At 54.7% G+C, this 23098-nt stretch carries 18 protein-coding genes and 1 pseudogene; 5 read left to right on the top strand and 14 right to left on the bottom strand.

Annotated elements, in window-relative coordinates; all coding sequences use genetic code 11:
• The first annotated feature begins 216 nt into the window (after window positions 1–216).
• On the top strand, window positions 217–1029 hold the full coding sequence (gene larE, locus ACK4HN_RS06485) for an ATP-dependent sacrificial sulfur transferase LarE (RefSeq protein ID WP_409869697.1): 813 nt from the start codon (window positions 217–219) through the stop codon (window positions 1027–1029).
• Here larE and ACK4HN_RS06480 read toward each other — a convergent pair.
• Together ACK4HN_RS06480 and ACK4HN_RS06475 are read right to left on the bottom strand one after the other, a co-directional pair.
• Window positions 1001–2473 carry a helicase C-terminal domain-containing protein gene (locus ACK4HN_RS06480; protein ID WP_409869699.1) on the bottom strand — a complete coding sequence of 491 codons (1473 nt, stop codon included), beginning with the start codon at window positions 2471–2473 and terminating at the stop codon, window positions 1001–1003. The genes larE and ACK4HN_RS06480 overlap by 29 nt on opposite strands.
• Window positions 2474–2514: 41 nt before the next feature.
• Window positions 2515–4008, bottom strand: a complete 1494-nt coding sequence (locus ACK4HN_RS06475) for a UDP-N-acetylmuramoyl-L-alanyl-D-glutamate--2,6-diaminopimelate ligase (RefSeq protein ID WP_409869701.1) — start codon at window positions 4006–4008, stop codon at window positions 2515–2517.
• Between the two features lie 378 nt (window positions 4009–4386).
• Between ACK4HN_RS06475 and ACK4HN_RS06470 the strand changes: the two genes are divergently transcribed.
• Window positions 4387–4662, top strand: a complete 276-nt coding sequence (locus ACK4HN_RS06470) for a hypothetical protein (protein WP_409869703.1) — start codon at window positions 4387–4389, stop codon at window positions 4660–4662.
• 45 nt (window positions 4663–4707) lie between these two features.
• On the top strand, window positions 4708–6588 hold the full coding sequence (glmS, locus tag ACK4HN_RS06465; RefSeq protein ID WP_409877368.1) for a glutamine--fructose-6-phosphate transaminase (isomerizing): 1881 nt from the start codon (window positions 4708–4710) through the stop codon (window positions 6586–6588).
• A 632-nt stretch (window positions 6589–7220) separates the two neighbouring features.
• Here the strand turns inward: glmS and ACK4HN_RS06460 are convergent.
• The 12 genes and pseudogenes from ACK4HN_RS06460 to ACK4HN_RS06405 form a co-directional block, all read right to left on the bottom strand.
• Window positions 7221–7487 carry a hypothetical protein gene (locus ACK4HN_RS06460; RefSeq protein WP_409877367.1) on the bottom strand — a complete coding sequence of 89 codons (267 nt, stop codon included), beginning with the start codon at window positions 7485–7487 and terminating at the stop codon, window positions 7221–7223.
• A gap of 129 nt (window positions 7488–7616) precedes the next feature.
• Window positions 7617–8618 (bottom strand): ABC transporter permease, encoded by a 1002-nt coding sequence (locus ACK4HN_RS06455; protein ID WP_409877366.1) that lies wholly within the window; start codon window positions 8616–8618, stop codon window positions 7617–7619.
• Between the two features lie 3 nt (window positions 8619–8621).
• Window positions 8622–8915: a DUF2103 domain-containing protein gene (locus ACK4HN_RS06450; RefSeq protein WP_409868969.1), complete on the bottom strand. Its 294-nt coding sequence runs from the start codon at window positions 8913–8915 to the stop codon at window positions 8622–8624.
• A gap of 2 nt (window positions 8916–8917) precedes the next feature.
• Window positions 8918–10396 carry a hypothetical protein gene (locus ACK4HN_RS06445; protein WP_409868921.1) on the bottom strand — a complete coding sequence of 493 codons (1479 nt, stop codon included), beginning with the start codon at window positions 10394–10396 and terminating at the stop codon, window positions 8918–8920.
• A 69-nt stretch (window positions 10397–10465) separates the two neighbouring features.
• Window positions 10466–11602: a 5-(carboxyamino)imidazole ribonucleotide synthase gene (locus ACK4HN_RS06440; RefSeq protein ID WP_409868922.1), complete on the bottom strand. Its 1137-nt coding sequence runs from the start codon at window positions 11600–11602 to the stop codon at window positions 10466–10468.
• A 72-nt stretch (window positions 11603–11674) separates the two neighbouring features.
• Complete coding sequence (locus tag ACK4HN_RS06435) at window positions 11675–14392, bottom strand: GNAT family N-acetyltransferase (RefSeq protein ID WP_409868923.1); 2718 nt, start codon at window positions 14390–14392, stop codon at window positions 11675–11677.
• 78 nt (window positions 14393–14470) lie between these two features.
• Window positions 14471–16657 (bottom strand): glycogen debranching N-terminal domain-containing protein, encoded by a 2187-nt coding sequence (locus tag ACK4HN_RS06430; RefSeq protein WP_409868924.1) that lies wholly within the window; start codon window positions 16655–16657, stop codon window positions 14471–14473.
• Between the two features lie 101 nt (window positions 16658–16758).
• Complete coding sequence (locus ACK4HN_RS06425; protein ID WP_409868925.1) at window positions 16759–19212, bottom strand: ATP-binding cassette domain-containing protein; 2454 nt, start codon at window positions 19210–19212, stop codon at window positions 16759–16761.
• Between the two features lie 633 nt (window positions 19213–19845).
• Complete coding sequence (locus tag ACK4HN_RS06420; protein ID WP_409868926.1) at window positions 19846–20700, bottom strand: hypothetical protein; 855 nt, start codon at window positions 20698–20700, stop codon at window positions 19846–19848.
• Window positions 20697–21122 carry a hypothetical protein gene (locus ACK4HN_RS06415; RefSeq protein ID WP_409868927.1) on the bottom strand — a complete coding sequence of 142 codons (426 nt, stop codon included), beginning with the start codon at window positions 21120–21122 and terminating at the stop codon, window positions 20697–20699. The genes ACK4HN_RS06420 and ACK4HN_RS06415 overlap by 4 nt, the downstream gene beginning before the upstream one ends.
• A gap of 46 nt (window positions 21123–21168) precedes the next feature.
• Window positions 21169–21485 (bottom strand): annotated as a pseudogene (locus tag ACK4HN_RS06410) (efflux RND transporter permease subunit); the annotation flags it as partial.
• Window positions 21461–21982 (bottom strand): efflux RND transporter permease subunit, encoded by a 522-nt coding sequence (locus ACK4HN_RS06405; protein WP_409868928.1) that lies wholly within the window; start codon window positions 21980–21982, stop codon window positions 21461–21463. The pseudogene ACK4HN_RS06410 and the gene ACK4HN_RS06405, both read right to left, overlap by 25 nt.
• Window positions 21983–22054: 72 nt before the next feature.
• Between ACK4HN_RS06405 and ACK4HN_RS06400 the strand changes: the two genes are divergently transcribed.
• A complete protein-coding gene (locus tag ACK4HN_RS06400) occupies window positions 22055–22870 on the top strand; it encodes an FAD-dependent thymidylate synthase (protein ID WP_409868929.1) in 816 nt (271 codons plus the stop codon).
• A gap of 64 nt (window positions 22871–22934) precedes the next feature.
• Window positions 22935–23069 (top strand): hypothetical protein, encoded by a 135-nt coding sequence (locus ACK4HN_RS06395; RefSeq protein ID WP_409853955.1) that lies wholly within the window; start codon window positions 22935–22937, stop codon window positions 23067–23069.
• The last annotated feature ends 29 nt before the right edge of the window (window positions 23070–23098 follow it).

The raw sequence follows: 23098 nt of genomic DNA, 5'->3' as shown, positions 1-23098 counted from the left end.
GCCGCCTAAGACGGAACGGCAATCGTTTCCAATGGTGTCTCAGGAAGTGTTAGTTCGAGAACAGCCTCGCCGACTTCACTTGTTGGGGATGAGCGGTTTCAGCACCGCCTATTGCTTAATTGGTTAAATCGTGCCTGCTCACGCCGCTATGTTAGTCATTAGGAGCTATGTTTGAAATAACTCCTAAACTGCAGAAGTTCAGAAGATTGGTCGGTGATGGGCGTGGATAAACTGGCGGCCTTGCGCGATCTCATTGGTGAACTCGATCAAGCCTTGATTGCCTACTCTGGCGGCATTGATAGTACCCTTGTGGCCAAAGTGGCTCACGATGTCTTGGGCGATCGCGCGGTGGCGGTCACAGCGGTTTCTCCGTCGCTATTTCCAGCGGACTTAGAGGATGCCCGTATTCAGGCGGCGGCCATTGGCATTCGCCATGAACTGATTGAAACCCATGAACTGGACAACCCCAACTACGCCACCAACCCCGTGAATCGCTGCTACTTTTGCAAAAGTGAACTCCACGATCGCCTGCGGGAACTGGCTCAGGCGTGGGGCTATGACTATATTCTCGATGGCGTGAATGCCGATGATCTTCAAGACTATCGCCCCGGCATTGCTGCGGCCAAAGAACGGGGGGTGCGATCGCCCCTAGCCGAGGTGGGGATTACCAAACTAGAGGTGCGGGAAATTGCCAAATCCCTTGGTCTGCCGTGGTGGAATAAACCCGCCCAACCCTGCCTCAGTTCGCGCTTTCCCTACGGTGAAGAAATTACCCTTGCCAAGCTGCAACGGGTGGGCAATGCTGAATACTACCTCCGCCAGCAGGGCTGGGAACTGTGTCGCGTCCGCAGCCATGGCGATACGGCTCGCATTGAGGTGCCCCAAGCGCAAATTGCCGAGTTTGTGACGATGACGGATCTCGAGAAGCTGGTGAGCCACTTTCAGTCCCTTGGCTTTACCTATGTCACGTTAGATCTAGAGGGCTTTCGCAGTGGCAAACTCAACGCGGTGATCGGGCGCGATCGCTAACACGGTTGTAGGGACTGAGACTCTGGAGAATTTCCCGGCCATAGCTGCGCTCCGTGAGCCGCCGATCCAAAATAGCCACCAGCGTGTCATCCTGACGCACCGGAGCAAGGGCACAATCCAGCAGGGTCAAGCACTCTGGCAAGAGATACTGGCGAAACCAATCCTGTTTTTGTTGCTTGTGCCATTCAATGCGGGCACTCACCACCGCTTTTGCCGGCGAGGGCAAGGGCAACGTCGTCAAAACAAAGAGAGCCGGACAGGGCAACTGCACCCCATGCCGCAGCCAAAAGGCTTCCCCCGTCACTAGAATTGTGTTCGTATCAAGGGTCGTCGTCTCCACCTGCACCCGTGAACCGTAAAGAGCAGCCAATTGGGTGGCTAACTGTTCCCGCAGGGGCACATCACTAACGAGGATTACTGCCCGCCGATGGCCAATCGTGCCAATGAGATCATAGAGGCGTCGCAAAACCGCTGGGGCAAATTCTGGGGTGTTGGGCAAGGGTAAGTCTTCGGCGATCGCAAGGGTAATCGCTTCACTGTGGCGATCGCCAGCAAATTTGATCGTTGTTTGGGGCGGAATACCCAGTTCCTGCTGCACATAGGCTAGAGGGGGGTCTGTCTCTGGTCCACTACCGATGAAGACAAAGGGTGCTTGGGACCAAAGATGCTCAAAATAGGAGCGGAAACTGAGGGGATGTCCTTGGAGGCTGAAGTAGCCCACGGTGGGGTGGCGCCGTCCCCAAATCACCGTGTCACTGCGGTTGAGGTAATCCCGCAATTGCAACCATTGGGGAGGCAAGGCTTGGGGCCATTGATGGAGCAGTTCAAGGAGCGGTTGCCGTTCTGTGGAGGTAAGCAGATAGTCGCCATAGGGATTCTGCGGTCGCTGAAAGAGGTGCTGCGCCAACTGGGCATAGACTTGACGAATGGCATCAACAGCACTGGGAATCGCTAGTTTCAAATGCTCCCAATCGCTGGTGGTAATTGTACAGGTCATCTGCTGCTGGGCAATTTGCGGCAAGGCTTCAATGCCATCAATGATTGTGACGACATTGGGATGGGCGTTGGCGTGGCGACACCAGTCCTCAAGGCTCATTACAAGCAACCCCTCAAAGGCTGGCTGCGGGCAGTGGCTCTGCTGAATCGGTTTCGTTGCCGCAAGAAAGGTGAGCAGCTCAGGAATTTCTTGGTGCAGCAGTCGCGTCAGTCGCTCTTGGGGGACGACGAGCAGGGCCGGCTCAGGATACAACAGCAGCGGCAGCAGGTAACTCAGACCATAGCGATGTTGCAACGCCGCCCGCTGGCTAACCTGAAGTAGGCACCCCCGCCGCAGGCGCAGGGCACGGGCAACCAACCGCGCCAAGGTGAGATGGTGAGGCCAGCGGCGATCGCCACTGCTGCGTAAAAATGCCCGTAATTGGCGGTGAACCTCTGCCTCAATCACAACCTGCTCGCTGTGGAACAACAATCCCCTATTGTGGCACGTTAGCCTTGATTCAGTTGTTGTTTGCGTCGCTGTTCGAGGGCAGTGCGGGCTTCTTCGCGATCGTCGAAGTGAACTTTTTCAGTGCCGAGAATTTGGTAATCCTCATGACCTTTACCAGCAATAATCACGCCATCGCCAGGGGCTGCGTTCAGAATTGCCTGGAAAATGGCTTGGCGGCGATCCGCCTCGACAATCATCGGCGTTTGCGGTGGGATACCAGCCAAAATGTCATCCAGAATGCGGCGGGGATCCTCAGTGCGCGGGTTATCAGATGTCACCACCACTTGATCCGCAAGGCGGGCGGCAATGGCACCCATTTGGGGACGTTTGGTGCGATCGCGATCGCCCCCACAGCCAAAGACACAGATCAGCTTACCGGGAATAAAGGGACGGGCAGCTTTTAACAAGTTCTCAAGGCTATCGGGGGTATGGGCATAATCCACAAGAACGGTAATCTCTTGGTCTGGGCTAATGCGCACCTGCTCCATCCGCCCCGGTACCCCCGCAAAGTCACGAATGGCCTTGAGCATCGATTCTAAGGGCAGTCCCACCGCTGCCCCCATGGCGATCGCTGCTAGCACATTGGCCACATTAAACCGTCCCACCAAGGGTGAGTCTAGGGTGCCACTACCGATAGGAGTATGAACCGTGCCCGTCACGCCATTGACACGATAGTTAAGGTTCTCCGCTCGAAAATCGGCCTCTTCCCTCAGCCCATAGGTCCAGTAGCGATCGCGGGGCAGCTGTTGCGCCAAGCGCTGGCCAAAGGGATCATCGCCATTGAGAATGGCTCGACCCTTGAGATAGTCAGCAGTAAAGAGCTTAGCCTTAGCGGCAAAATAGTCCGCCAGATCGCGGTGATAGTCTAGATGATCTTGGGTCAAATTGGTAAAGGCCGCCACTTCAAACTGACAGCCCCACACCCGATCCTGCGCTAAAGCATGGGAACTCACTTCCATTACCCCAAACCGACAGCCCGCTGCAACTGCTGCCGCCAATTGTTCCTGAAGAGCCACCGCGAAGGGCGTGGTGTGACTGGCCATCTCACAGTGTCCCGGCCAGCGGCTGTAGAGCGTTCCCAAGAGTGCTGTTGGATAGCCCACACTGTTGAGAAGATGTTCCACCAAGTGGGTGGTGGTTGTTTTGCCATTAGTCCCCGTAACTCCCAAGAGACTGAGCTGTTGACTGGGGTAACCATAAAATGCGGCAGCGAGCCGACCACAGGCACGTTCAATATCGGGGACTACAATTACGCAGGCATCCCCTTCACGGGGTTTGGCTTGAGGAGAGACCACTGCGGCGATCGCCCCTGCCGCTAGGGCACTCGGCCAAAAATTGCCCCCGTCCACCCGCGTGCCGGGCATACCAATAAACAACGAGCCACGCTGACACTCCCAAGAATTTGTACTCAGGGACTTCACCTCTTGATCGAGGGCAGGATGCTCAAGGCTGGGCGTAATCGCTGCCGCGGTCAGGAGTTCCCGTAGCTTCATGGCTGTGCATCTCCAGTGATAGGCCGTTTAGGGTATTGTGGCACTACGGCACTCACCTGTGAAAGATACGGAAATAAGCGACCCCACTGCATGGATGAGGAATTCTACGAAAGGATTTCAAACCTAGGCACGTACCGGTTTGTGAAGTGTCTTGAGTTGTACTGAAAGCGCATGGACGCTAGCGGATTGGCGTACTTGCTCAACACAGCAGGTGACGGGAGTTGCAGGCTGTTTGACTAGCATCCTGTAACAATTTTTGCCCAAAGCTTGCCTTTTGTTAAAAATCCGATAATCTAGTTCATAAAAATCTGACTAATTAATCTTTTATTAAGGTGTGGGTGTTGGGTGATGAGCGAGTGGCAGAAAGTAGAGTGGACTATGGATGATCACGAATGGCAAGCGATCGCCAATTCTCGCCGCCAAATTGAGGAGTCGTGGCACAGGACAGTTCACCGAGTTCAGGTTCCCTCAAGAACCGAATCAAAGTCCTTAGACGAGATTTCCATGCCAAGAGTTTTCCCTCCCCGTTCAATTCAACCCATTGGCATTCAACCGTGGCAAGCTGAATTTACTAAAGAGCGCTTTGCCTCCTGTTCACGGCTTTCCCTCAAACGGGCACAGGTGGAACTCCCACAGTTTGCCCGCCGTCCTTAGGGCATTCCTGCGGTTTTCAGGATTAAGCATTACGAGGTCTCTTCCATGTGTGGCATTGTCGGCTATATTGGCCCACAGCAAGCAACCCAAATCCTGCTGCAGGGGCTGCAAAAGCTGGAATATCGGGGCTATGATTCCGCTGGCATTGCCACCCTCAGTGAGGGCGAACTCCTTTGTGTGCGCGCCAAGGGCAAACTCCGCAATTTAGCCGAAAAAGTCGAACAGCTTGACATTGTTGCCCATGTCGGTATTGGCCACACCCGTTGGGCGACCCATGGTAAACCAGAGGAGCACAATGCCCACCCCCATCGCGACAGTCGCGATCGCCTAGCCGTGGTGCAAAATGGCATCATTGAAAACTACCGTGAACTACGGGAGCAACTTCAGGCGCGGGGGCACATTTTCCGCTCCGAGACCGATACCGAAGTCATTCCCCATCTGATTGCCGAAGCGTTACCTGAGATCCCCACTGCCGATGGCCTCCTAGAAGCGGTGCGTCAAGCAGTTCACCAATTGGAAGGGGCGTTTGCCATTGCCGTTATTTGCGCCGACTACCCCGATGAATTAATTGTGGCCCGCCAACAGGCTCCCCTTGTCATTGGCTTTGGCCAAGGGGAATTCTTTTGCGCCTCGGATACCCCAGCGATTATTCCCCATACCCGTGCTGTGTTACCCCTTGAAAATGGGGAACTGGCTCGGCTAACCCCCACAGGGGTGGAAGTCTATGACTTTGAGGGACACCGCCTGCGCAAAACCCCCCGCACTCTCAACTGGAACCCCGTCATGGTCGAGAAGCAGGGCTTCAAGCACTACATGCTCAAGGAAATCTATGAGCAGCCGGGGGTCGTGCGCACCTGCCTCGAGGACTATTTACGCGCCGATTGGGATGGGGACAGTCCCTTTAGCCCGGTGCAGTTGCCCCTAGATCCCAGCCTCCTTGAGAATCTCCAGCACATTCAAATTGTGGCCTGTGGCACCAGTTGGCACGCTGGCCTTGTAGGCAAATATCTGCTTGAGCAGGTGGCGCAAATTCCCACCAGTGTGCAATATGCCTCAGAGTTTCGCTACGCACCACCGCCCCTGCTACCCAATACCCTGACCATTGGTGTCACCCAGTCGGGGGAAACCGCCGACACCCTTGCGGCTCTAGAGATGGAACTAAAACGCCGCCAAGGACTCGAAGGCGCTCTCCAACCCCGTTTGCTGGGAATTACCAATCGTCCAGAAAGTAGTCTGGGACATCTGGTGCCCCACATTATTGATACCCGTGCGGGCATTGAAATTGGTGTGGCCGCCACAAAAACCTTTGTTGCCCAGTTGGTGGCCTTTTACCTGCTTACCCTAGAATTGGCGTGGCAGCGCCAGTCTTGCGATCGCTCCCGTTTAGCGGAACTGGTGACCGGCTTGCGCCAATTGCCCGCCCAGATGGAGCAAATCTTAGAAAGCCAAGAACGCTATATTGAAGCTCTCTCCCATGACTTCGCTGAAACCCAAGACTTTATCTTTTTGGGACGCGGCATTAACTTTCCCATTGCCCTCGAAGGTGCCCTCAAACTCAAGGAAATTAGCTATATCCATGCCGAGGGCTATCCGGCGGGGGAAATGAAACATGGTCCGATCGCCCTCCTTGATGCCAAAGTACCAGTAGTAGCGATCGCCATGCCCGGCAGTGTCTTTGAGAAGGTTCTCTCCAATGCCCAAGAAGCCCGTGCCCGCGATGCCCGCCTCATTGGGGTCACCCCCCTTGACGAAGCCGAAGCCCAGCACACCTTTGATAACCTCTTACCCGTCCCCGAGGTGGATGAGCTTCTCTCCCCTATCCTGACGGTAATGCCCCTGCAACTGTTGGCCTATCACATTGCTGCCCGCCGTGGTTTAGATGTGGATCAACCCCGTAACCTCGCCAAGTCAGTAACAGTTGAGTAGCATTGCATTTTAGCAGTGGAGATGCTCCTATAGATATTTCGAAAGGGAGTGAGATATTTTCAAGAGGAATAGGCTATACCCAAAGAGTCATGAATATCACTCAAAACTATGAGCTATAGCTTGGACTGAAGAGAACGGGTTGTCTCCTATATCAAGCAAGGCGGCAAAATCAGTGAAGCGACTCAACTCTTTTCAGGCAGTAGTCAAAGCGGCGGGTCACCAGATTTTACTTTTACCGAAATAGTCTCCTGATTTGCATGGCATTGAGTACGATTTTAGTGTGCTGAAGCGAGTGCGGATGTATACAGGGTCAAACAGTTCGATTAATGAAGTGATTTGCAATGATTGTGCTGGATAACGTGTCATTCTTGATTGGAATAGCTATACTCTTAACAATTTTCAGTTCAGGGTCTCTAGTCCGTGGCTAATTTGATACAGGTTTTGCGCGATCGCCAACCTAGCAACCTCGATTACTTAAAAAAATAAAAACTAAAATTAAGGTGGCCTACTGTTGTAGCCACCCTGTTACAAAAAACTGATCTAGGGAGGTTATGTGATAAAAGCTATTATGCCTCCCCCTGACTCACTAACTAGCAAGTCTTTTTGGTATCTTTTCTTGAAGACTCTACGCTTTAGTTGTTTTGAGCTGCTTCAAGTCCTTTGTAGATACCGTAACCCACTAGGGCAGCTAGTGCCAACACCCCTACAGTCGGCAGAGTAACAACAGTTGTGGCAGTTGTTGTGAAGCCTAACCATCCGGCAATTCCAGAAGCAGGCACTGTAGAACTTACAACCGCCACTGGAATGGACTCTCCTACCACAGTAGTTGCAATTCCAGCTACAGTACCTAAAGCAGCTTTTGCTACTTTAGTATCTAAGGATTCATTAGTTTTGTTCATATTTAAGTTACCTCATATGCAAGGTAATAGCTTAAGGATATCCTGCGCCCTTATAGATTGTCAAGGTTACAGTGACTTAGTTTCCATAAATTTTTTTATTTTATTTTTTATGTAAGCTATATATCTTTATCAATGCTGAATACGCGGATCAGCCCATTTCAGGAGTAAATCCGCCAGCAGATTGCCAACAATCAGCATCACTGCCCCCATCATCAAGCTGGCCATCACAACATAGATATCTTGGGCAGTCACCGCCTGTAAAATCAGCCGCCCCAAACCCGGCCAGTTAAAGAAAAACTCGGCAATAAAGGCACCGCTGAGGAGGCTGGCAAATTCAAAGCCCAAAAGGGTGATTAGGGGGTTCACCGCATTGCGCAGGGCATGGACATAAATCACCCGTGATTCCGGGAGTCCCTTGGCGCGTGCCGTTTGAATGTAGTTTTGGCGCAGCACATCCAGTAAATTTCCCCGCATCAGGCGTTGTAAACCCGCAAAACTGGTGAGGGTAAGGGCAAGGGTCGGTAAAATCAGGTGCCAGCCAATATCCAGAACTTTGCCCCACCAAGGCAGCTCATCGTAAAAGAGGCTAGTCATGCCGCCGACGGGAAACAGGGGGGTGCTTTGGGCAAGAAAGAGTAGCAAGAGGGCAGTAATAAAACTGGGAAACCCTTGGCCAATGTAACTAATGACCCGCAGCAGGCGATCGCTCCACCGATCTTGGGTCACCGCTGCCCAAATTCCCAAGGGGATGGCTAATCCCCATGTGAGGAGAATTGAACTCAAAGACAGCAGGAGAGTAGCCGGTACTCGCTCCCATAATAGGGATGCCACCGATCGCTGATAGACAAAACTCGTCCCAAAGTTGCCATAGCGAATAATCTGCCACAGCCAGCGAAAGTATTGCTCCACGGGGGACTTATCGAGGCCAAATTGCCGCTCCAATTCCTGCAAGCGTTCCAAGGAAATTTGTGGATCTGCTTTGAGATTGTCGAGATAGTTCCCCGGCGCCAGCTGCATAATGGCAAAACTCAACGCCGAGGCCAGTAGCAATGTGATTAGAGCTTCCCCCAAGCGTCGCAAAATCAGGCGGCTCGTTTCATTCCCAAGGCCTTGGCCAATGGATTTGAGCATGGCTTATTTAGAGGCCAGCACGGCATCAATGGCTGCTTTCAACTCGGCTTCACTCAGTTGGGTGACAACAAAGACTTCCTGCACGGTTTTGCCGCGCCGCGCAATCAGTTTAAACCCGCCTTTGATGGGCACCGAAACGCGTAGATGTAGATGGGGAGATTTACCTTTGACGGGAGCAATGACACCGGGCGTGAGCGTACTAATCCCTGCCACCTTGGCCAACTTTTCCAAGACGGGAATGAGACCTTCAATGTGAGTAGAGTGGTTGAGGACAACCCGACCAGTTGTTGCCGCCATTGTTAAGGTAACCACCGTGCCTGCAAGCCGGGTGCCAAGGGCGCTGGCATCCCAACAGCAATTTTATCTTGATTTAATTCTAGGGGGAAGAGCCAAATTTGATGCTGTTGAGGGGACAGTTGAGGCGGCGGCGGGGGTGATACTTGGGGGTCAGTGGGCAGTTCTGCCAGAGCACTGGGACTAGGGTTGACGGGGGCAGTCTCGCTATACAAATCGCTATTGTCCACGCCCTCAGGGAGTTCTCGACCCTCTACAGCGTCAACTACTAACATGCGACCATCGGGAGCCAAGCTGAGGTAGAGGGCTTCTTGGGGGCTAAAGTCCTTGAGGCTGGTGAGTTCTTTGGTTTTGAGGTTTAACAGCGCCAGATAGGGTACTTCGCGGCTGCTGCCCTCCCCTTCAATACGGCTGAGAATGAGATAGAGAAATTCTCCCTTGGGGTCAAATTGACCGGCAATGATTGAGCCATTAATGGTTAGCAGTTCTCGATGCTCGCCAAAGATGTCCACCACATAGAGCGATCGCGAGAAGTTGGGGTTAAACTTCACCGCTGCCACTTGTCGCCCATCACGGCTAAAGTCCAGCACCATGCCATACTGCGGCAAAAAGTCAAAGTCACTCTTGCCATTGCCGGGTTCTAGGGGCACAATCGCTAACCCCTGCCCTTGGGCAATGATTAAATGCTGGTTGTCGGGGGCAATGCGGAACTCACCGGCAGCCGCTTGGTTGAGCCGGCGGGGCTGAAAATTTTCGTCGAGGAGCCAAAGGGAACTGTCGGCTGGCTGGAGGCGATTGACGCGCTGAACAACAAGTTTGCTGCCATCATTGGCCAACTGAAAGCGCAGGTTTTGGTACTCGCTGTTGTCAAGGATCAGAGAAATTTCGCCCACTGGTCGGGGTTGACGCCGCGGCGTCTCAGGGGCATTGAAGTATAACCCAGTAGTAACGGTGTACAGTTGGGGGTCAAAGCCCATCTGCTCGCCCCGCTGCCCAGCACTAAAGAGGATGCGATCGCCAGCAGGATAGGGCTGAAAGTCAAAGACGCGTAGTTCAGGGGGCGTAAGAAAGAGTTTCTGTTGCAGTGTCAGGTTATATAGAATTAGCCGCCCCTCTTCGACTCCAGAGCCAAGGTAAACCAGCACGCGATCGCGACTGCGAAACTGTCCCTGAAAGGATTTCATCGGTTTTCCTTGGGGCACTGAAATGGCATCCTTGAGGGACACCTTGAAGGTTTGCCCGTAGGGAATCGGCTGCGTTAGCGTGTAGGCAAAACGCCGCCCCGACCAACTGGCCTTGCCCTCAAGGGGTGGCTCAATCTTGAGATGCTCCGCCACCGATGCCCAATCCATCAGCCGATTAAAGGCGAGGATAAAGGCGCGATCGTCGGCTCCCACATCGCGGTTTTGCCATGTAAAGTCCCGCACTTGGGCTTGGGTGCGATCGCCCCCCCACAGCAGGAGGAGTGTGAAGACAACAGCCACAAAGCACACACCCAAAGCAGCGCGATCAAGAGGCTGAGGAAAGGAGTGAGGACGCATGGAGAAAAACAGTCAGACAGCAACAGGCGTACCATACCAGATGGCTTCAATTTGCTGGATCATTGGCAAGGCTGCCGCCGGTTGTTGCAACAGCACCGTGACATGACCCAACTTGCGACCTGGGTAGGTTTGACTTTTACCATACCAGTGCAGGTTCGCGCCGGGGAGAGCGACCAAGGCGTCACATTTTGCCCCATAGTCCACCTGCGGTTCGGCTAAGCCTAAGAGATTCACCATCACGGCTGCGGGGACGTGCATGGCGGGACTGCCCAAGGGTTGACCACTAATGGCGCGCAAGTGCTGCTGAAATTGACTGGTGACACAGGCATCAATGGTGTAATGACCAGAATTGTGGGTGCGGGGGGCAATTTCATTCACCAGGATTTCCCCGCTGGCTGTGAGGAAAAACTCAATGCCAAAGATACCCACGGCGTCAAGGGCTGTTAGGATTTGGCGGGCAATCTGCTGAATTTGCTCAGTTACTAGGGGATCAACCGAGGCAGGAGCAATAACCCAGCGACAGATGGCATCCACCTGCTGCGTTTCTACCACAGGATAAAGGGCAATCTCCCCTTGGGGCGATCGCGCTGCCATGATGGCCAATTCTTTGATATAGGGCACAAAGGCTTCCACCAAAAACCGTTGGGGCGGGATTTCTGGCCAGCGCTGCTGAAACTGCTGCCATGCCTGCTCATTGGAGATGACAAATGTGCCTTGGCCGTCATAGCCGTGGCGGCAGGCCTTAATCACACAGGGCAAGGTGGGGGAGCGATCGCCCAAATAGTTAAAGGCGGGTACAGGAATCCCCAGTGTCTGCAAAAAGTGCCGCTGCTGGTACTTGTCCAAAAGGGGAGCTAGGGAAGCAAGGCGAGGATAAAAACAAACCCCCCGCTGCTCAAGGCGCTGCAACCCCTCAAGATCCACAAACTCATTCTCAAAGGTAATCACGTCAACCTGCTCAGCCAGTTGCGCTGTCGTTGCCACATCGGCGATCGCCCCATAGCAGACCCCCGCTGCCACTGCAACGGCGGGATCCGTTGCCGCAGGCGTTTGTACCCACAGCGACAGTCCCATCTCCTTGGCTGCCAGCCCCAACATCCAAGCCAACTGACCGCCACCAATCACCCCAATTTTGGTTACTTTGTTCACGCTGCCTGTAATCGACTCAACGGAACCTATTGTCCTACATCAATGATCCTAGGGTTCTATCCTTGGTCCCCCTTAGAGGGCAAGTTGCACAAACCAAACACTGGGATCATCCCCCGCAGCGAATTCAAAGTTCAATTTGCGGCAAATACGAATCATCCCCTCGTTGTCCTTGAGCACATAGGCGTGAATGGCACTCAGCCCCTCGTCGCGGCCAATTTGGATGAGACGCTGCAGCAATTCGGTACCCAAGCCTTGCCGCTGCCAGCGATCACTAATCAGCAGGGAAAACTCGGCAGTATTGCGAAAGTGATCCTTGCTGAGGCGAGCTGCACCAATAATTTGCGGTTCACTGGCGCCCTGAGGCTCCACCACTAGGGCTATCTCGCGATCGTAGTCCACAAAACAGATGCGCACTAGGCGCTCATGGGCAACCCGCTGCGATAACTTCATCAAGTGGAAATAGCGCAAATAAACACTCTGCTCCGAGAGGGTAGCATGGTACTGCCGCATCAGGGGTTCATCCTCTGGCCGAATGGGGCGAATCAGCACTGGAGTACCATCGCGCAACTGCCACGTACTCACGTATTGGCTAGGATAGGGGCGAATCGCCGGCTTGACAAAGTCACTTTCTTCTTTGTGGAGCACAATGCGGGCATCCAAGGCCATCAGGCGAGCGGGGGGCGCCACCAAGAGGGGGTTGATGTCAATTTCCTTAATCCACGGCTGTTCCACCACCAGCAGGCTAAAGCGCACCAGGAGATCTTCTAATAGGGCAAGGTTGACGGCTGGCCAGCCCCGCACGCCGGCAAAGGCACGGGAAATTTTCGTTTGCTGAATCAGGCGCCGCGCTAGGGTGGTGTTCAAGGGCGGGAGGGCGATCGCCGTGTCTTCGAGGACTTCCACCAACTGGCCGCCCGTACCAAAGAGAATCACTGGGCCAAACTGAGCATCGGTGGAACTGCCCAAAATCAGCTCAAACCCCTTCCAAGGGATCATCGGCTGCACCGTAACACCGGCAAAATGATCCGCCCCCGCCGCATTCGTCACATTTTTCTGAATCTGGTGGTAGGCCGTGATCACCGCAGCAGCATTGGGGAGATTGAGGGCAACACCACCGACATCGGTTTTGTGGGTAATGGTTGGCGAATAGAGCTTGAGCACCACCGGGTACCCCAGGCGATCGGCCGCCGCCACCGCCTCTGCTTCACTGCGGGCAATACAGGTTTCCACTACGGGCAGACCGTAGGCAGCAAGAACCGCCTTGGCTTCCCACTCTGTTAACAGGGTACGCCCTTCACTGCGCACTTGCACCAACAGTTGCCCCACAGTATCCCGATCCGGGGGTGTGGTGGTGAGGGGCAGGGCCGGCGTTTCATAGAGCGCCTGCAGGTGATCGCTATAGCGCCACATATAACTAAAGATGCGGGCAGCGGTATCGGCATAGGCATAGGTGGGAATGCCCGCCTGATTGAGAATCGCTTCTCCCCCTTTGACACTGGTGCCCCCCATCCAACTGGCCAGAATCGGTTTGGCACCACTGGGGCGGTTTTTAGCATAGGTGGCGAGATCTTGGGCGATCGCCAAGGGGTCTGTCATTGCTTGGGGCGTGAGAATCACCAATAGCCCATCACTGTTGGCATCGGTTTCACAGTGTTGCAGTGCCTTGAGGTAGCGATCGGCGGTGGCATCCCCCAAAATATCCACGGGGTTGCCGTGGCTCCAAGCGGGGGGGAGCACTTGATTCAGTGCCTGTAGCGTATCCCCAGAGAGGGGACTGAGTTGACCACCCGCTCGAATTAGAGCATCAGTGGCTAAGACAGCGGGGCCGCCGGCATTGGTGAGAATCGTCAGATGGGGGCCTTTGGGGCGCGATTGCTTGTCCAAGACCTCTGCCATGTCAAATAAATCTTCAATGGTTTCCACCCGCAGCACCCCACAGCGTTCCAGCGCTGCATCCACCACGGCATCGCATCCCATCAATGCCCCGGTATGGGAAGCAGCAGCCTGAGCGGCGGCGGCAGTGCGTCCGGCTTTGATGACAATAATCGGCTTCACATAGGCCACTTCCCGTGCGGCTGAGAGGAACGATCGCGCATCCCCCAAAGATTCCATGTAAATAACAATGCAGCGAGTTTGCGGGTCATCACCCAAGTAGTAGATGAGGTCACCCCAGCCCACATCCAGCATCGTACCAATGGAGACAAAGGCACTAAAGCCCACATTCTCCTGCAGGCTCCAGTCCAAAATCGAAGTGCACAGGGCACCACTTTGACTGAGAAACCCCACATGACCCGATCGCGCCATGGTCGAGGCAAAGGTGGCATTCAGACCCGTGGGTGGACACATGACCCCCAGACAATTGGGGCCAATAATGCGCATCCGCCCCTGACGGGCAATGGTTAAAATCTCTTCTTCGAGGGCCAGACCCGCCGCCCCCACTTCCCGAAACCCCGCCGAGACAATAATGGCGCCTTTCACACCCGCTGCTGCACACTCGGCAACCACCGCTGGCACTGTAGCTGCAGGGGTGGCAATGACTGCGAGATCAACCGCTTCGGGGATAGCCGTCACACTGGCATAGGCCTTGATGCCCAAGACAGAACTGCGCCGCGGGTTGACGGGAAACACCGTGCCGCCAAAGGGCGTTTGAATGAGATTCCACAGCAGAGTACGCCCCACACTGCCTTCTCTTTCGGTGGCACCGATGACAGCCACACTCTTGGGGGCAAAGAGAGGACGCAGGGGCTGATGACCGGCGCGCCAAATGTCGTAGGCTGTAGTTCGAGTCATGCTGTTACTCGCGTGACAGAGGTTGGGAACTGAGCTACCTCTACTCTAGCGAGGGCGATCGCTTGTAGTTACTATTCGTTACGCGGGGTGCACTTCCCAGTCACAACCCTTCTCGCCGGTGCGCCAGAGCCGCAGGTGAAAGTGAGTGTCACCGACCCGCAGATTCCGCATGTGGAGTTCCTCGATACTCGTGGGCAAGAGGGGTTGATGTACCAAGAACTTGCCCTGGGAGGCATCCACCAGTGGCCAAACCATAATTTGGATGAACTGGAAGAGGCTGCCGGTTGCCCAAGCTTGAGGAGAGCAGGCCACGGGATATTGCACTGGTTGGGGATAGGTGTGGCGATCAAAGCCACAGAAGAGTTCTGGCGGGCGCAGATCCGGTTGGCGACACACCATCTCAAAGAGCGTCTCCACCAAGGTCAGGGCAAAGTCACTATCACCAATGGCGCGTAGTCCCAAGGCAATGAGGCTGGTATCGTGGGGCCAGACCGACCCCAAGTGATAGCCAATAGGATTGTAGGCGGGGGAGGTACTGCTGAGGGTACGAATGCCCCAGCCGTTAAAGAGATCCGGCAACCGCAGCCGTTGCCCTACCCGTTGAGCTTTCTCTGGGTCACAGATGCCCGTCATTAAGCACTGACCCGCATTGGAGGTGAGGCTATCCACTGGCCGACCGTCGCCATCGAGGGCAAGGGCATAGAAGCCTTCCGATTCTAGCCAAAAGTCGCGGTTGAAGCGATCTTTGAGGGCAGCGGCCTCGTTTTGCCAGCGATCGCCCCACTCGCCATAGCCAAGTTCTCGGGCAAGGGCACTCAGACGGGTTTTGGCGGCATAGACATAGCCTTGGACTTCACACAGGGCAATGGGACCGTGGGCCAGTTGACCGCGACGGTTAACAATACAGTTGCCAGAATCTTTCCAGCCTTGGTTGTCAATGCCCTTTGCTGCTTGGCGATTGTAAGTGAGATAGCCCGTAGCCGCCATTTGCTGATCAATCCAATGCATGGCTGCAAGGGCATGGGGCCACAGGCGCTCCACGGTGGGGCGATCGCCCGTCCAGTGGTAGTAATCGGCATACAGCATCAGCCAAAGCGGCGTAGCATCCACCGTGCCATAGTAGGGCGTATGGGGAATTTCGCGGTTGCGTGCCATCTCCCCAAAGCGCAGTTCATGGAGAATTTTCCCCGGTTGCTCATCCCGTTCTGGGCAAACCTCTTTGCCTTGGTAATGGGCAAGGGTACACAGGGTATCGCGGGCGATCGCGGGATTCAAGATCAGCGTTTGCATCGCGGCAATAATTGAGTCGCGGCCAAAGAGCGTGGCAAACCAGGGAATACCCGCCGTCAAAACCTTGCCGTGACCAAAGGACTGCAACAGCATATAGAGATCCGCCATCCCCCGCCGCAGGATGCGATTCCACTGAGGATTTGAAGTAACAATCTCCGTACACTGGCTCCACCATTGTTGTCGTTCTTCTTGAGCCAAGCGATCCGCCGTCGCTAAGGAGGAAGGTACCGGTACGCGCGAGGTGGCTGCTCCATTGGTAAAGGGGCGCACACAGTAGTGAATGGTGTGGTAGCCTTGGGGTTCGAGTTTGAGGTGCCATTTGGCAGTCATGCCCTCTAAGTACGTCGGTGGTGTGCCCAAAAACTGCACTTGGGTCTCCATGAGGGCGCCATCAAGCCCTTGGTAGGCAAAACAAAAGTCAGCCCGCCCTTTGGCATGGCGCAGGTCACAACAGACCGGTTGCAGTGTCTGTCCTCGCTGCAGACGGGGGTTACCATACTGGCGGATTTCAAACAAGTCTTGAAAGTCAGAGGCAAAGCTGAGGCTGAGAGTGACTGAGGCGGGTACTGCTTGGTGGTTGGTAACAAGAAGCGTCTCAAACAGGGCACCACGAATCACCAGCGATCGCTCAATAGAGAGGGCTTCCGCAGGTAAATTGGGCTGCTTAGGATTGGTACACACTACCTTAAGAGCGTGGCTACCCGTGCAGTGAAAACTCAGAAGCACCGGGCGATCGCCCCCCACCCGCAGCTCCGCTTGACTGAGAAAGCGGGTATCTTGGCAAAATAGACCTGTAATGGCTGTTTGCTGCTCGCCATTGCAGATATTGCCCAACTCATCACAGATAAGCAACACGTCATCGTCCTTGAGGACAGGAACTGTTTTGGGATGGGTTTGAATCTTGGTGGCAGGCAGGGGCGGGGCGACAATGGGAATGTAATCGCGCCCGTACAGGGAAACAACATCGGTCTGCATGGGTGCGGCGGCAGTCTCTCGATTAGAAGGAACAATTTTGGCTCATTTGCTAGATCTTCCCGCAGTGCTGGGGCGATCGCAATAGGTAAATATAGGGGATCTTAGCCTTTGCGCCGTTGCAGAAACGTGGCCATGCCCAAGTAAATCCCGCTGTGGAGGATCAACATTCCCCAATTTAATAAGAGGTTTCCCCAAGTAGGGGCATAGACGGGCGTTGGTTCAAAGGGTTGGGGGGGCGGTTCAAAGAGACCGAAATCGAGAGGCGGCGGCACCATGCCATTCACGTCAATCAAGGCACCATAGGCACCCATTGTCCAACGGCCAATCGTCAGCCAAGAGAGCACCGTTGCAATTCCTGTGAGCTTAAAGAGGACGCCGGCAAAGATAATTTGCGGCAAGAGCAATGGCGGTAGAATCTTGCTCGCTTGATCGCTATTACTCACGACAGCGGAGATCAAAAGTCCTAGACAGAGACTGGCCACCAGTGTCAGGAAGGTGGTGAGGCCAAATCCTATAGGCCAAGGAAGCAGGGCACCCTTTGGCAGACCAAAGGCCAAGACGGCCACAAGGGTAATAAGCAGCGTTTGTAGCAAAGCTATGCCCTTTCCAAGGGTGAGTTTGGAGGCTAGGTAGGCCCAGAGACTGAGATTCGCAAGGCGTTCGCGGCGGTAGATGGCCACTTCTGTAATCAAGGCCTGTGCCCAGCCAGAAAGGCCCACCCAAAGACAGGCACAGGTAAAGACAAAGAGAATGCGCAGGGTTTGAGCTGCTTGCAGCAGGGCGGGGGGATCTTGGGGCACAAAGGGGGAGCGATCAATAGCAAAGCGGGTGAGCAGCAGGGCAATGGGAACGCTGATCAGATTTAAGACAAGGCTGAGACGATCGCGCCACAGGAGTTGCCACTGGCGTTGACACAATACCCGCCATTGATAGAGGTGAGGTGGGGCTGGCTGTTGGGGAGGAGGTTCGGCACTGGCACGGTTTTCGCCCCCCAGAACACTGGTGCTCTCATAGTGGCGCCCTATGCTGAGGTGGTTGGCAAGGTAGCGTTGATAGTCCGTGGATTGGCGAAATTTTTGACTCCATTCGGCACTATTTTCGGGGGTCAAGAGGGCATAGATTTCAGCCACGGAATTCAGGGGGCGATCGCCCGTTGGACTAAAGAATTGCCGCGCCTGATCGGCGGGACCAAAATAGCAAAGACGCCCGCCCAAACCAAGAACCAGCAGGCGATCGCACAAATGCACATGACTGGTAGCATGGGTCACCAAGATAATCGTGCGCTCTTGATCTGCGAGTTGGCGCAACAACTGCATCAGCAAAAAGTCCAAGCCAGGATCGAGACCCGAGGTGGGTTCATCAAGGAAAAAGAGCTTGGGGTTGGCCAATAGCTCAACGGCAATACTCACTCGCTTGCGCTGACCACCACTGAGACTGGCCACCAGTTGATGTTCAGTCCCTGTTAGCTGCACCTGTTCCAGAACTCGCTGAATGGCTGCTTTGCGGTCTTGGGCATCGGTATCCGCTGGTAAGCGCAGGTGCGCCGCATAGTTGAGGACTTCGGCCACCGTGAGGCGGGCATGGACAATATCCTCTTGGGGCACATAACCAATCTGGGGACGGTAGGTGGCAAGATTGTGATGCAGGCTGAGACCATTGAGCCGCACCTGTCCCTCCTGAAGGGGATCCAACCCCATCAGCACCCTCAAGAGTGTGGATTTCCCTGTGCCACTGCCACCGACGATGCCAATCAGTTGCTTTGGTTCAGCAACGAAGGAAACATCCTGTAAGAGAGGGCGATCGCCCACCCATCGTTGCAATCCCCATGCATCAATGCGAATGTGACTGCCCTGATCCGTAACCTCTAGGGTTTCGTGGCGGTAGAGCAGCACAAAAGGGCCAATGCGAATTTGATCGCCGTTGCGTAGGGTATGCGGAGCCTTAAGCAGTTTGTCGTTGACATAGGTGCCGTTGCTGCTGCCCAAATCCCGTAGGACGTAGAGGCCGGCACTAGTGCGATCAATACTGGCGTGGCGCAAAGACACCGTCGGTGCCTCCAGTTGCCAATGCTGATAGCTGTTGGTCGCTGCGCGCCCTAACGTCAGCGGCCATTCCTTGAGGGTTTTCAGGACAAGGCGGCGCCGCTGTGGCAAGGGCGGGGGACTGGCCGTGCCCGGAAACTGAATTTGCACTAGCAGTTGCACTTTGTTTTTGGGGTCTTGGCCAATTTCGAGGCGCAGCGTTTCCCCAAGGGCAAAGCCCTCGTCAATGCCGATGCGGCGTTGGTTGTAGAACGTGCCATTGGTACTGCGGCGTTGAAGACCATCCCCATCCCAGAGATAGTAGGTTGCCCCCTCTTGCTGAAAAACGGCATGGCGGCTGGAAATGACTGACCACAGGGGATCATCGGGCACCACTAAATCTGCCCACTGGTGATCGCGCCCCAAGCGATGCTCTGGTTGTGTCAGGGAGTATGTTAGCGTTTTCCCCTGACTTTCGAGGGTAAGGGTAACGGTGGGGGGATCAACAACTGTTTTTAGCGGGGGCGATCGCATTGCTTATTCTAAGGTGTCTAAATCTCTAACTAAATATCTTGCCTCGTTCGGCAGACACCTTGCCCTCGTGACGCCAAAACTCTCCAGAACAGAGAAGCTCCAATGGTCCTTTTGTGACTCCTAAGGGTTGACCTTCGTGGGGGCAGGACATTGAGAGGGTTCCCCATGAGCTGCACGCCGTGTTCGGTAGCTTTGCCAGCCCACACCTGCCCAAAATAAGGCGATCGCCCCAGCAGCTACCCCCAACCCAATCCACGGTGGAGCGTTTGTTTCAGGTTTTGTGTCTGAAGTAGCAGTTGAGACATCCCCTCGCAGAGATTGAGCATACATCTGCCCCCGCATCTAATCCCTGAACGCGATCGCTGAGACCATCCCGTGCCGTCAGCAACAAAATAGGCACTGTGTAGTGGTGGGTACGCAGTCGCTGACAAAGCTCCAACCCCAGAGCCGAGGCACCATCCGGTCCAAAATCGCAACACTGTAGTCCACCTGCAACTGCTCAACGTAAGCCTAAGCCCTTTCCCCCTCCTGCACCCAGTCCACCACATAGCCTTCCCGTTGCAAAACCCGCTGCATGGCGGCTCCTAAATCCGGCTCATCCTCAAGGAGCAACCCCTTCATCCATGCAATCCCCTAATTCACCGTCACCCAAAAGGGAGCGGTAACGATTTGCTCGCCCCGCTGGAACTGTCCCCAAAGTTTATAACGTCCGGGGGTCGGAAACTGGGTCATAAAACGAACCTTTTCTTTGGGTTGACGATCCACAGCATGGGCATGGACATAATCAACGGGTTTGAGAGGAGTCGTCTCCCGTAAAATCACTAGATGCCCTGCTTCACCGAGGTAGGGGCGGAGATCCGTAACGGCTTGCTGGGTGGCAGCATCCCGTAGTCGAAATGCCACTTCCACGGCTGAACCAGCTTTGAGGGGTTGAGGGAGTTTTAGTTCAACTGTCGTTGTGCCAATCACTTGGGTGGTTTGGGCAGTGGGGGCAGGGGGAGGCGGCGCTGCGCCTTGAGCTGCGATTGGGATCATCGCCACCGTTTCGTTAGCATCAGTGGGCTTGTAATCGGCAATGAGGGTGTAGCCTCCCCCTTGGGGCAATGTGGTTGTGACTTGAAACTGACCGTCACCCAGATAGCGGGGATGCAGGTGCTGAAACACTTGAAAATCATCACTGACAATGATCAGGTGCATTAGCTCCTCGTGAAAACGCTCAAACTGCGTCACTGCCTCGTCCGTATGGGTGCGAATGGCCAGCGTAAAGGTGGTTGGTTGTTGAGGAGTCGGTGTGGGCGTATTCACCAGTTCCGCATGGGTTGTGGCCGACCCCCCACCGTGGTCATGGCTAGGACTGTGGTGCAGGTGATGGTGGCCATGGGGCATGGCCATGGGCCATTCCTGGGCAATCCCAAGGGTGGCGATCGCCCCACTGAAGAGCATGGCCAGTCCCAAGAGGGTGGGTTGGATAAAGCGTGGTGGGGTCATTCTTGGATTCCTCCCTCATCGGGTTCATAACGAAAACGACTGTTAATGGGTTCACCATTGATGGTGCTCAGGAGAACAATGCGATAGTCTCCTGCCACGGGATTGGCTAGCCGTGCGGTGTAGTGTTCATCCTCAGGGGTATAGGTCATCGGTAGAGTAACCCGATCGCCCGTTGGCGTTTCAATGTTGGCAGTAACGCTGGCGGTACCCACGGGAATATGGTCTTCTCCCTCTTGGATGTAGAAGTCAATGTGCAGGCCTCCCTCCTCACGACCCACTATCAGTTCCAGATGGTAACATCCCGTCTCAATGATTTGCCCCCCTTGCCCCCCGTGGCTGTGGGTTTGTTGGCTGGAGGCAGGTGGTGGGCTAGGGGTTGCTTCACCTTGGGGCGAAGGGGTACACCCTAGGTAGGCACTCAAGCTCAGGAGACTAAGGCCAGCGATCAGCGCTTGCCAACGGGATGGGTTAGACGTGGGGAACTCCTGTATGAAAGGGTAAGGCTTGATGATGAACTACGGCCTTGGGGTGCAACCAGCGGCCAAAACGGCTGTAAAACGCAGGCAGTACCAGTAGGGTCAGGGCAGTGGGTGGCAACTCCAAATAGGGTAATAAAGCCCACGAGGGAAGCCACTGAGAGAACACCACCACTGAGGGCGATCGCCAAGACGCCCCCCACCAAGGCCAAGGAAGGGTAAATTGACCATAATCATCAGCATGGCGGGGATGGACTTGACAGCAAAATACATCAGCACGGCAATCACCCCTGCCGCCAACGTACTAAATCAGCCACCGATGTTGCCCGACCAATGCCTCGCACAATCAACTCCTGATCGGCAGTGACAATGACCCTACCCGCTGCATTTTCATTGGTAGCACTCACCCCCGCCACTACCTCCTGCAAGGAAACCTGCTGTGCGGCAAGGCGATCGGGATGAACTAGTACCTGATACTGGGGCACATCGCCACCATAGGCAATCACTTGGGACACCCCCGCCACCGCCAAGAGGCGATTCACCACTTTTTGATCCACAAGCTGGCGCAGTTCCATGAGGGAGGTAGCATCTGATGCAGTGGGCACATTGGGGGCGAGGGCATACATCAAAATCGTGGCGATGGGGGAGGTAATCGGTGAAATTTGGGGTGAGGCATTCGCCAGTAGGCGATCGCGCACCTCCTGCAAGCGCTCGGTAATCAATTGCCGGGCTTGATAGATATTTGTTTGCCAACTAAAAATCACCTTGACAACAGATAAGCCAACAGAAGAGGCAGAGCGCACCATAGTAGCGGATCGCGCGGACGGTGTTCCCCTTGCACTAGCCTAGAAAAGGCAGAGATTCAGAAGAGACTAAAGATGCAAGACGGGCGTGTAATTGCCGATTCAATTTCACCAGCAGGGGTGCGCTTGGTGACACTGCAACTGACATATCCGCGTTTTATCCACAGTGAACTCCTCACCCATCGCGTCTTTTCCCGTAATTCCGCCAGTTCGCGGGCAGTGCCAGTCACAAAGATGATGGCGCAGGTAAAAGAGAATCCCGTTATTCCCTACCATTGGGGGCAAAACCAGCGGGGCATGCAGGCACGTCAAGAGAGTGAACACAAGGAGGCGGCAAAGGAAATCTGGTTGAAAACTCGCCTTGCGGTTCTTGAGGGGGCACGCCAACTCCATGAGCTCGGCATTCACAAGCAGGTGGTAAACCGTATGCTGGAACCGTGGATGTGGATGCAAACCGTGGTCAGCAGTACGGAGTGGGATAACTTTTTGCGCCTGCGCAACCACCCCGACGCCCAGCCCGAAATGCAAGCCTTGGCTAAGCTAATTCAGCATCTGCTGGAAACCCACGAACCGACACCCGTGGCTGTGGGGGATTGGCACCTTCCCTATATTGACGCCCATGAACGGGAACAATACAGTTTGGAGGAATGTAAGTATATGTCTGTGGCACGTTGTGCCCGTGTCTCTTACTATCTACGGGATGGCAGACGCAGTGACCCAGAAGCGGATCTAGCCCTGTATCAACGCTTGGCGGGGGCAGAACCAAAGCACCTGTCTCCCTTAGAACATGTGGCTGAATGTATGGGCGATCGCCAGCCCTATGCGAATTTTGTCGGTTGGCGACAACTGCGTTACTTTGAGGAGAGAAAATCAGCAAATCCCTGCCAATGATCCGCGATACACTGAGTAGCAGAAGCCACCCTTGACTCCGTTCACTATAGCGAGGAGCGCAACCATGGATGCTGCCATTAACGTGAAGCCAATTCTACTAGCCCTTACGCCGCTGTTTATTTTGCTGTGTTTGGTCTTTGGCACCCGCAATGGTTTCTACGACACCGATAATTACCACGGTAACGGCTCTGCTCACTAAAACTGACGAAGGAGGGTGACTGATCGTCA

This window comes from Thermosynechococcus sp. (assembly GCF_046299655.1).
GTDB lineage: Bacteria > Cyanobacteriota > Cyanobacteriia > Thermosynechococcales > Thermosynechococcaceae > Thermosynechococcus.
This window is presented reverse-complemented; position numbering and strand designations above follow the sequence as displayed.